1 protein-coding gene is annotated in these 295 nt (G+C 36.9%); it reads left to right on the top strand.

Annotated features, from left to right (window positions below; all coding sequences use genetic code 11):
• Nucleotides 1-4: 4 nt before the first annotated feature.
• Nucleotides 5-295: pantoate--beta-alanine ligase (locus JKP73_RS22740; RefSeq protein WP_267903283.1), on the top strand; the 291-nt coding region annotated here is incomplete at its 3' end.

Below are 295 nucleotides of genomic sequence, written 5' to 3'. Positions count from 1 at the left end.
GAAAATTATTCGTTCTATTGCGGAAATGCAAAAAGAGACGCTGATGCACAAAGAAAATATACGGTCGATTGGTTTTGCTCCTACGATGGGGTATTTTCATAAAGGGCATCTTCAATTAATAGAAGAGGCAAAAAAAGAAAATGACATTGTCGCAGTTAGTATCTTTGTAAATCCTTTGCAATTGGGTGAAAATGAAGACTTTGGCCGGTATCCACGAGATGAGAAACGAGATATTCAATTAGCCGAATCATATGGAGTAGATCTCCTTTTTATACCGACTGTTGAGGAAATGTAT

Source organism: Virgibacillus salexigens, assembly GCF_014905415.1.
GTDB classification, from domain to species: Bacteria; Bacillota; Bacilli; order Bacillales; family Amphibacillaceae; genus Virgibacillus; species Virgibacillus salexigens.
Note: the sequence above shows the minus strand (reverse complement) of the source record. Positions and strands in the feature narration are given on the sequence as shown.